General features: G+C 68.4%; 7 protein-coding genes and 1 pseudogene. 3 read left to right on the forward strand and 5 right to left on the reverse strand.

Features of this window, described 5'->3' with window-relative positions:
- The 3 genes from Q8814_RS21545 to Q8814_RS21555 all read left to right on the forward strand — a co-directional run.
- Positions 1 to 779: alpha/beta hydrolase (locus tag Q8814_RS21545; protein WP_330154027.1), on the forward strand; the 779-nt coding region annotated here is incomplete at its 5' end.
- Positions 776 to 1,267, forward strand: a complete 492-nt coding sequence (locus tag Q8814_RS21550) for an LppA family lipoprotein (RefSeq protein WP_330154028.1) — start codon at positions 776 to 778, stop codon at positions 1,265 to 1,267. The genes Q8814_RS21545 and Q8814_RS21550, both read left to right, overlap by 4 nt.
- A gap of 65 nt (positions 1,268 to 1,332) precedes the next feature.
- On the forward strand, positions 1,333 to 2,349 hold the full coding sequence (locus Q8814_RS21555) for a hypothetical protein (protein WP_330154029.1): 1,017 nt from the start codon (positions 1,333 to 1,335) through the stop codon (positions 2,347 to 2,349).
- Between the two features lie 36 nt (positions 2,350 to 2,385).
- Here the strand turns inward: Q8814_RS21555 and Q8814_RS21560 are convergent, their stop codons facing one another.
- The 5 genes and pseudogenes from Q8814_RS21560 to Q8814_RS21580 all read right to left on the reverse strand — a co-directional run.
- Positions 2,386 to 3,801 (reverse strand): phytoene desaturase family protein, encoded by a 1,416-nt coding sequence (locus tag Q8814_RS21560; protein ID WP_330154030.1) that lies wholly within the window; start codon positions 3,799 to 3,801, stop codon positions 2,386 to 2,388.
- Positions 3,798 to 5,615 (reverse strand): DUF3556 domain-containing protein, encoded by a 1,818-nt coding sequence (locus Q8814_RS21565; protein ID WP_330154031.1) that lies wholly within the window; start codon positions 5,613 to 5,615, stop codon positions 3,798 to 3,800. Before Q8814_RS21565 ends, Q8814_RS21560 begins: the two co-directional genes overlap by 4 nt.
- Before the next feature lie 89 nt (positions 5,616 to 5,704).
- On the reverse strand, positions 5,705 to 7,126 hold the full coding sequence (locus Q8814_RS21570) for a class I adenylate-forming enzyme family protein (RefSeq protein ID WP_330154032.1): 1,422 nt from the start codon (positions 7,124 to 7,126) through the stop codon (positions 5,705 to 5,707).
- A 132-nt stretch (positions 7,127 to 7,258) separates the two neighbouring features.
- Positions 7,259 to 8,572, reverse strand: coding sequence for a PucR family transcriptional regulator (locus tag Q8814_RS21575; protein ID WP_330154033.1), 1,314 nt, complete (start codon positions 8,570 to 8,572; stop codon positions 7,259 to 7,261).
- 254 nt (positions 8,573 to 8,826) lie between these two features.
- Positions 8,827 to 9,693 (reverse strand): annotated as a pseudogene (locus tag Q8814_RS21580) (glycerate kinase); the annotation flags it as partial.
- Positions 9,694 to 9,753 lie beyond the last annotated feature (60 nt).

The raw sequence follows: 9,753 nt of genomic DNA on the forward strand, positions 1-9,753 counted from the left end.
GCGAACTCGACGGCAACGTGCTCGGCGGCCTGCTCTCCAATGCCGATGCCGGTCTCGAGCAGACGTCGAACAAGCTCGCCGCGCTCGACGCGATCGACGCCACGCTCGCCCGCGGCGACCGCCGCCTGCTCACCCTGGACCTGTCCGGACGTGAAGCCATGGCCGCCGTCGCAGTCGGCGATCTCGACACCGCCGACCATGTCGCGGTCTACACACCGGGCGCCGGCTCCACCGTGCAGGGCAATCTACCTGGTTACGATGCGCAGCTCTCCGCGCTGCGCGACGAAACCCGGCGGCAACTCGAGATGGCGGGACGCGAAGACGAGACGGTTGCCGCCGTGACGTGGCTCAATTATCAGGCCCCGCACTGGGGGTGGGGCCTCGCATTCACCGAGCGCAGTCCCGTCTCCGATCTCGCTGCGACACAGGCGGCGCCGCGGCTCAGTGTCTTCTTCGACGGGCTCGGCGCGTTCCGCACGGACACCCCGCACGTGACCGCCGTCGGGCATTCGTACGACATTGCCTCCCTCGGGTTGCCCTCCGGCGCCGCGTATCTCGTAGAGGCTGCCGGCGATTACGTGGCGGACGCGGGCACATTCGGCGGCGACCCCAGTTTTCTCGACGGACTGACCCGCCTGTCGACCGACGCCGGTCTCGATGCGGCAGGTAACTCCCGCACGGGTTCGACCGGACACAGTGCGTACCTCGATCCCGGGTCCATGAGTTCCTACAACATCGCGGGCGTCGTCGCCGGCACCGCGGAACGGAGTGCGCGATGACCACTTCCACCGCTGTACGCGCGGGGGCCGGAGTCCTGGTCGCCCTGGCCGCGGCAGCATGCATGAAGGCGCCTGTGCCGCTGGCGGTTCCGGAACCTGTCGCTTCCACCAGTGCCGGGGCCGTCGAGTTCTACACCCGGGTGCAGCGGGACGTGCTCGCGGCCCTGTCCGCCGAATTCCCCGAGCTTCGATTCGGTCAGAGGTACGCCCGCACCGATGCGTCGTGCCGGCTCGACGACGGCACCACCGGTACCGTGGTGCACCTTCCGATCCACGGGTCCGACAGTCCGGTGCCTCCCGATCGGCTCGAACGCGCTGCCGAGTTGTTCGAGCAGACCGCGGCGCGCGCAGGATTCCATGGCCGGCAGCTGCTACCTCCCGACACGGGCTTCGCGATCCGGCTGTTCGCCGCCGACGGTTCCTACGTCACGTTCGGGAGTTACGTCGCCGCGACGGTCGGCCTGTCGGTCGGTTGCTACCGGGATTGAGCCGTCCGGTCAGTTAGGCTCGTCGGGTTCGTTCTGGTACCTCGGAGTCGGCGAAGGAGCAGGATATGCGTCCGATGCTCGGTATCGCCGTCGACGAGGGCGAAGTGTGCGCGGTGCTCGTCGACGCCGATGTTCCGGCGCTCGGACCGTTCGATTCCCAACGCTGGGCCCACGAGCCCGAGGTTTCACCCGCCGACGCCGCGGCCCACGCGGTCACCGCGATGGCCGGGCGGGCCGCGGCGGCCTCGCTCACCGTCGACCGGATCGGATTGGTGGCGTGTCCGGACGAGTCCGATGCCGTCCGCGAGATCGCCGACGCCGTCCGCGCCGCTGCGGATGTCGAGGTGGACGTGGTCCCGCTCGACGACGCGCGGCTGGCGTTCTTGGCGGGTGCCCCGGAGTTCGCGGAGACACCGGTGCTGGCGCTGCACAACCGTACCGATGGCGTCGAGTCCGCATCGATGGTCGATATCGGCTCGGTGCGGATCCTTTCGACCGTCGCCCTGGACGGTGATTCACTCACCGGTTACACCGAGTCGCTGCCCGAGGTGATGGACGAGGCGATTGCGCGGGCCGGCGTCCATCCCCACGCGCTGGTGTTTCTCGATCTGCGGCCCGGCGACGCCGCCCCCGCGCGGGAGTTGTCCACGATTCTCGGCGTGCCGTTCGTGACCCCGCACGGGGTGCCGTGGCATCGCGCGACCGGCGCAGCACTCGTCGCGGCACGGCAGGGAGAAGCGGTAACTGCTACAGCAGCAACGGTTTCCGGTCGTCGCCGGGGTGCGGCACTGCTGGCGACCCTCGTCGCGCTCGTCGCGATCCTGGGTGGGGGACTGGCCGTGGCCGTCGGCGGCTCGGATCGCCCTCAGGCCGGTGTCCCGGGCCTGCAAACCGCGGTCGCGCCCGTGCCGTCGCCCGTTCCTGCGCCGAGTCGCCCCGCCACCAGCACCGCGACACCGGATCCTTGCGCCACGGTGCAACCGGCGTCGTGGCCGGTGCGAGCCTCCGACCCCGACCCCTTGCAGGAGCCCACGCCGCCCGTCGCAGCCCCGTGCGAGCGCGTCGCCGATCCTGCGCCCTGAGCCGACCGGCGACCCCACCGTGCGCACGTTCGTCCGTCACTTCTCCAAGTGGGAGAGCGCCGAGCGGGCGGCATGGAATCCGCACATGCCGTGCGCTCCCGCCCCCGGCGGTGTCGCGGCCGAACACAGATACACGCCGGGAACACCGGTCGCATACGGATCGAGAGAGGGACGTGGCCGAAATACGAGCTGAAGCGCGGAATTGGCACCGGTGACGATGTCACCTCCGACATAGTTCGGGTTGTGGACAGCCATCTCGGTGGTCGTCCGTACGTGCACGGCACGGATCGTGTCGCGGAACCCTGGAGCGAACCGCTCGATCTGGGCGGTGATCGCCTCGGTCGCGTCTCCTGTGTAACCGCTCGGCACGTGGGCATAGGCGTACAGCGGATTCAGACTTCCCGCCGAGCGCGACGGGTCGGCCACGAACTGCTGTCCCACCAGGACGAACGGGCGGTCCGGCATGATGCCGCGCCCGACTTCACGCTCCGCGGCGGCCGTCTCGGCGAGGGAGCCGCACACGTGCACCGTACCGGCGCGGCGGGAAGGCTCGTGCCGCCACGGCACGATTCCTTCGATCGCGTATTCCACCTTGAACGCGCCGGGACCGTGCCGATAGCGGCGGTAGGCGCGGGCGGTGCGCCGGGGCATGCGGTCACCGACGATGCGCACCGCCGCCGAGGGCGAGGTGTCGAGCAGCACCAGGTCCGGCTTCCCGAGTTCGTCGAGGGACTCGACGCGTATACCGGTTTCGATGGAGCCCCCGTTCTTCTCGACGAGCGAGGCCATCGCGGCAGCGATGGCGCCCGACCCGCCTTGCGCAACGGGCCACCCGTAAGCGTGGGCCGCCGTGCCCAGGGCGATCCCGATGGCAGAAGACATCGGTGAGCCGAACGGCCGCAACGCGTGGGCGGCCACCCCCGCGAACAGCGCACGCGCCTCGGGCGTCGACCAGCGGCGTCCGAGCACCGCGGCGGGCATGGCGGCATACGCCCCGAATCGGGCGAGCAGCACAGGATGGGCGGGCACGTGGAGCATCGGGCGCAGGAAGTCCTCGGTGATGCCGCCGAAACGTTCGGTCAGCGAGCCGAAGATGCGGCGCCACGCGGCCCCGTCCGTGCCGAGCGCGGCGGCCGTCTCCTCCACGGATCGGTAGGCCGCGCCGCCGCGTCCGCCGTCGAGCGGGTGAGCGTACTGCACCTCGGGCCACGACCATGTGAGCCCGTGTGCCGCAAGGTCGTACCGCCGGCTGAAGGGTGTGTCGACGGCCAAGGGATGAAAGCCGCTGCATTCGTCGTGGACGAGTCCGGGCAGCGTCAGTTCGCTGCTGCGGGTACCGCCACCGATCGTCTCGGCCGCCTCGAGCACCCGAACCCGTACTCCCGCCGAGGACAGGACGACGGCGGCAGCGAGCCCGTTGGGCCCGCTGCCGACTACCACCGCGTCGGTCATGCCTCCACCTTGGCACGGGTGGACTCGATCTGCGGGTGGAGGTACGCCGTCCCGGCCGGTTCGTAGCCGGGCATCCGCCAGGTGACGGTGTGCCGGATCGGCCCGTTGGGCAGCCAGGGCTGCTCCGACACCGCGTCCTCGATGTGGTAGTGCCCTCGCTCGACGACACCGAGGGCGGCATCGATGACCTTGTAGTCCAAGGTCTTCCGGTTGATGGGCTGCGACTCGATCCACGCCACGACGCACTCGCCCGGAGCGAACCGGCACCGTTGCTGCACGGCCGTGATCGTCTGCTCGTTGTGGAGGTGACCGTCACCGAATTGCCAGCCCACGAGCGTCGTGCAGGTGAACTCTCCCTCGCGGATACGGTAGTTCTCGAGCTTGTCGAGGTGCCGCATCATCAGCGACATCAGACCGCGACCCTGGCTGTGCATCGTGCGCCACGCCACCGCCTTCTGCATGAAGATTTCGGCGACCTCCTTGCCGTACGCCCCGGCCAGCTGATCGATCTGGTTGGTGTTGAACTTGGTGAGATGCTCGTTGAGCTTGTTCTCCGCCTCGTCGCCACGGAAGGCCCACAGCGCAGAGGCCCAGTTGCCGGCGTACTGGCGCATCGACGGCAGGAAGGAGACGAGGTCGGGGCGCAGGTTGCCCAGGATCGGGAACAGGAGGAACGCCGTCAGGATCGGTGCAAGCAGCCACAGGGAGCTCACGTCACCGACACCGTAACCGCCGCCGGCGGGGAAGCCACCGAAGAGCCAGACCGCGGCGAACATGTAGAACACATTCCATTCCAGCGGCACGGCCAGCGGGAACGTCGAGGTGATGAAGATGTGGAACAGGACCATGCCGACGATGGCGAGCCAGGTGACCGTCGTATTCGTGGAGAATAGCAACACCAGCGGCACCACGAGTTCGACGACGGTTCCGCAGACGTGGGCGAGGAACCAGCTGATCTTCGAGGGACGCAGATCCTCCGGGTAATTGCGGTAGAGCGAGCGCTTGAACCGCTTGGAGGTGAGCCACGGGGTGTTGCTGAGCATCGGCGGGATCACGTTGGTGAAATGGTGACCGAACTTCGAGACGCCGGCGCCGAACCACACGGTGACCAGCGCAATCTTGGCCGCAAGGATCATGTCGACGTGGTTGCCGAACACGCCGAAGAAGAAGATGACGGCGATGTACTGCTCCGAGCGTGCCGCCAGGAACACCACGCGGTCTCGCAGGCCCATGACGACGATCAGGCCGATGTAGGTCAGCAGCGCCCACTGCGGCAACAGCCCGGCTTCGCTGCCCGGCAGGGCGTTCGTGCTCACGCCGGGAGTGATCAGCAGGAACAGCAGCGTGGCGAGGAGCGCGAAGTAGACCGCCACGTCGAACGTGGTGCGATGGTCACCCCTGGTGAGCGGCACCACCTTCGGCCACGGTGGAAGCCGGAGTGTGCCGCGCCGGGTCCAGTAGCGCCAGCCGCCGGTGAACGGCTTGAACTTGAAGGCGAGGGGACCGGACGACGAGGCGTACCCGGTGATCTCGAACAAGATGGTCCACACCATCAGCTTCTGATACACGATCGGTTCGCCCCACCAGGCGGAAAGATCTCCGAAACCCATTCCGGGAGTGGTAAGTCCGACGATCGCCGCGCCGCCGAGGATGTAGAAAGCCAACTTGTACATGTAGAGCATGTGCATCTGTTTCGGGCCGCCGAATCCGTATTCGGCCCAGTGGGTCGCCAGGACGCGCATCCGTTCCATGAAGGGCATGTCGTCGTAGGTGGCGGGGTCGACCGGTGGCATGTCTGCCGTCTTGAATCCCATTGTGACTCCTGAAATTTGCGCAGGGATGGTCGCCGCGAGGGGCACTCGCGTCGTGGTCGGTGTGGGTGTGGGTGTGGGTGTGGGGTGTGTCAGGTGTGCTGCAGGCTGCGCCTGAGCGAGGGTTTGTCGATCTTGCCGACGGGGTTCTTCGGCAGTGTGTCGAGGAGGTCGATCTGTTCGGGGATCTTGGCCTGCATGAGATGGCGCCGGCAGTGGTCGAGCAGATCCTCGGTGGTCGTCGTCGCGTCGGGGTACAGCGCCACGTAGGCCACGGGGACCTCGCCGAGGACCGGATCGGGGCGACCGACGACCGCCGCTTCGAGAACGTCATCGATGGAGGTCAGCACGGTTTCGATCTCCTTGGGGTAGATGTTCTCCCCGCCGCGGATGATCATGTCCTTCACGCGGTCCACGATGCGCAGGTACCCGTCGTCGTCGAGGACTCCGATATCGCCCGTGTGAAGCCAGCCGTCGCGTACGGCGTCGGCCGTGGCGTCCGGTCGGTTCAGGTACCCGCGCATGACGGTCGGGCCCGCCACTACCACTTCTCCGCGCGTCCCGGGTGGCAACAGTTCACCGCCCGCGGACATGATGCCGATGCGTTGGCCGGGCAGGGCGGGCCCGACCGTCCCGAGCTTGCGGACTCCGTCGACGGGATTACACGCCGACGCACAGGTGGCCTCGGTCAGACCGTAACCCTCGACCATGACGAAGCCGAAGCGGTCGTGGCACCGTTGCAACAGCTCCGTCGAAACCGGCGCGGCACCACATACGACGACGCGCAGCGACGACGTGTCGGGACGAACGGTTCCGGGCAGCGCGGCAAGCATCGCATAGATTGCCGGTACAGCGGAAAAGTATGTGGGACGGAGCTTTTCCACGTATTCGAAGAATCGGCTCGCGGAAAAGGTGCCGATCACACTGAGCTGACCACGCGCACGCCAGACCGCGAGCGCACTCACCATGATGGCGTTCACGTGGAACAACGGCAGAACCAGCATGCAGTGGTCGTCGGCGGTGAGGTCGAAGTGCCGCGCCATCATCGACGACATCGCCTCGGCGTTGTCGTGGTCGAGCATGACGCCCTTCGGCCGGCCGGTCGAGCCGCTGGTATAGATGACCAGACTCGTTTCGTCCCCGCGAAGCGCGACGGGGTCCGGACCGTCTCCCTCGTAGGCGAGGTCGTGCACGGCGATGCTCGGGCCGCCGCCGTCGGGGGCACCGGCGCCGCTGTTGATCACGAGGACGGCACCGGAGTCGGAGATCTGGTAGTCCGCTTCCGATTCCGTGAACGCCGGGTTGACCGGCGTGGCGGCCGCCCCGAGTCGCCATGCCGCGAGCATTGCGACGAGCAGCTCCACCCGGTTCGGAAGCATGATCGCCACGATGCTGCCCGGACCGACCCCGTGACGAGCGAACTGCGCTGCGACAGCGCGGCTTCGGTCGTCGCGGACCGCCGGGCGAGCGCGATCCTCGCCGGGGACGTTCCAGGGAAGATACGGGAAGGACATGAAGGCTCCTCGAGTCGACGAGCAGGTATCGGTTGTGATACATGACACTATGCGCCGGGTGTGATCCGGAACACGTCCGCGAAGAACCAAGTTCACCGGCCGACTTGGCGAAAATGCACAAAATGCGGTCGGTCACCCCGACGGACGGACCGTCTTCGGCAACAACACGGGGCGTCCGAGCACACAGCACACATGCAGCGCCAGCTCGACGTCGAGCCGGTTGTCGGTGAACGGCCGCCCCCGTTCCTCCTCGGCCTTCTGCAGGCGGTACTTGACGGTGTTGCGATGGAGTACGAGCTCCTCGGAGGTCTGCACATAGCTGCCCCCGGTGCGCAGGAAGACCCGCACCGTTTCCCTCAGCCGTTCCGCGGCGGGCGTGTCGGCCGCGAGCGGGCCGAGTACGTCCGCCACCCATCGTCTGGTCGAGGCGATATCCCGGGCCAGCACCGCAGTGACGGCCATGCCGTCGTCGCCGTAGAAGACCACTCGGCTGTGCGGAGCAGCCGCGCTGCTCGCCACGGTCCGCAGCGCCTCGGCCTGCTCGTGGGTGCGCCGAAATCCGCCNACGCCGCTCCCCGGTTTCCCGAGCGCCACCCGCAAGCCGGGCGTGGCCTGCACGAACGAGCGCAGGCGCGGTAGGTCGACGCCCGTGCCGCGCGGCGGCATCGCCGTCCAGACCCAGGCCGTGCGGCGGTCGACCGGCACGAACAGCGGGCGCGCCCCCGCACCGCCGGCGGCCGCCAACGTCTCCGCTACCGCCGCAAGAGCGTGGGTCTGATCGGCCCCCTGATGTGGGCCCTGAGTCCACACGACCGCGCCGAGATGGGTGCCGTCGAGGCGGTACCCCGTCTTCGCACCGAACTCCTCCGGATTTGCCGGGCCGCCGCCGAGTACCTGCTCCACCAGTGTCGAGGTCACGTCCTCCGTCTGCTGCAGCAGCGCGAGCCGTTCCTTCTCGTGGGCGTCGAGCACCGCGCGTGTTATCCAGTCGACGTACTTGTGCATCCATCCGGCGAGGTAGTGGAGGAGTTTGAGCTTCAGGTCGGGTGCGCACTCGAGCTGCTGGATCTCCTCGAACATCTGATTGAGCAGATCGTCCGAACCGATGTGGTAGGCGCGGCGCAGTGCCGCCGCCGGGACATCGCGACGGGCGAGCCGGATGGCATACTCGGTGGCCGCCGTGGTGGGCTGCACCCGTTCGAGCGGGATGCTGTTGCGGATCATGTGAAGGATGGTGGCGACGTTGCCCTCCACGCTCGCCCCGAGCATGTCGGCCAGTTCGGGAGCGTCGAGATCCTCGATGGTCGACTCGATCGCCGCGTTCATGCTGGCGGTGACCTCTCCGTACCGGCGTTGCAGGCGGTCGCCGACGAGCACCACGAGTGCCTGCACCCGCTCGGCGGATGCATCCTCCGCCGCAGTCCTGCGCGTGGATTCGTCGCTCATTGCACTCCTCCGCCAGAGGATCCGTTCGCGGTCGATACTCGCCTCGAAGGGCCGCCACACGGTATGGATATCGCTGAATCCTAGTCGAATGGCGGCGGTCCACCACGGCGTGAGCCACGTCGTCGGCGGTGTCCGGGCTGCTCTTCGGCTCGGCGATGACCGCACCGATCCCGGCGGCCGGCTCGGCCGGTCGGGCTACCCCGAAGCACCTGCTCCGATCGTTCGGCCCGCCCGCGTCAGCGCTCGCTGTGCCGGTCGTCGCCGACCGACCCGACCACCGCGACGACCGGCACAGCCGCGCTACGGGCGAGGATCACCGAGACGATCTTTCCGGCACGGGACTGCCCGTCGAGCCGGCCTTCGCCGACCACCACGAGATCTGCCGTGGCAAGCGCGGCATCGAAACCGACGGTGTCGAGGACGAATTCGGCTCCGGAACGCAGTTCGGCGTCGAAGCGTGCCCACATGCCACCGGAGAATCCGCCGGCTGCACCGGTGCCGTCCACCGGCCGCGGATCTCGGGGCAGTTGTGCCGCGGCCCGGTCGAGGCGCCGGGTCAGACAGTCGACCGCCGCGGGATCGGCGCCCTTCTGCGGGCCGAACACCCGCGCCGCGTCGGTGTACCGGGTGGTGACGTCGGTCAGCACCGTCACCGTTGCGGCGCCGAGGCCGCCCGCGTCCTCGATCGCCGCGATCGCACCGAAACCTCCGTCGGTCGTAGCGGATCCACCGGCTGCGACGATGATGCGCTGTGCCCCGCGTCGCGCGGCCGCAGCCATCACCAGGCCCGTTCCGTAGGTGTCGGCCGTGACCGGGTCGCGTACTCCCTGGTGCGGCGTGGTGATGCCGCTGACGGTGGCCAGTTCCACCACGGCAATGCCGTCCGCGGACAAGCCGAAGACCCCGGTACACGGCGCACGCCAGGGGTTCACTGCGGGAACCTCGACGAGCTCGAGACCCAGTGGTCCGGTCAGGGCTTCGAGGGTGCCTTCACCGCCGTCCGCGACCGGCATCCGCACAGCTTGCCGCCCCGACGATTCCACGCCGGTCGCGATCGCTTCGGCCACTTCGGCCGCGCTGTAGGTGCCCTTGAAACTGTCGGGTGCGATCAGAACCCGCACGGCCGGACCGCCTTCCCCGACGGGGCGCGGTGGGAGGTGCTCACCCGCGCAGCACCCAGT

Origin of the sequence: Rhodococcus chondri, from assembly GCF_036327435.1 — a bacterium.
GTDB lineage: Bacteria > Actinomycetota > Actinomycetes > Mycobacteriales > Mycobacteriaceae > Rhodococcus > Rhodococcus chondri.

Coding starts and splice junctions, on each gene's coding strand:
- Q8814_RS21570 (WP_330154032.1), bottom strand. CDS start 7,126: ATGTCCTTCCCGTATCTTCCCTGGAACGTCCCCGGCGAGGATCGCGCT.
- Q8814_RS21550 (WP_330154028.1), top strand. CDS start 776: ATGACCACTTCCACCGCTGTACGCGCGGGGGCCGGAGTCCTGGTCGCC.
- Q8814_RS21560 (WP_330154030.1), bottom strand. CDS start 3,801: ATGACCGACGCGGTGGTAGTCGGCAGCGGGCCCAACGGGCTCGCTGCC.
- Q8814_RS21555 (WP_330154029.1), top strand. CDS start 1,333: ATGCGTCCGATGCTCGGTATCGCCGTCGACGAGGGCGAAGTGTGCGCG.
- Q8814_RS21565 (WP_330154031.1), bottom strand. CDS start 5,615: ATGGGATTCAAGACGGCAGACATGCCACCGGTCGACCCCGCCACCTAC.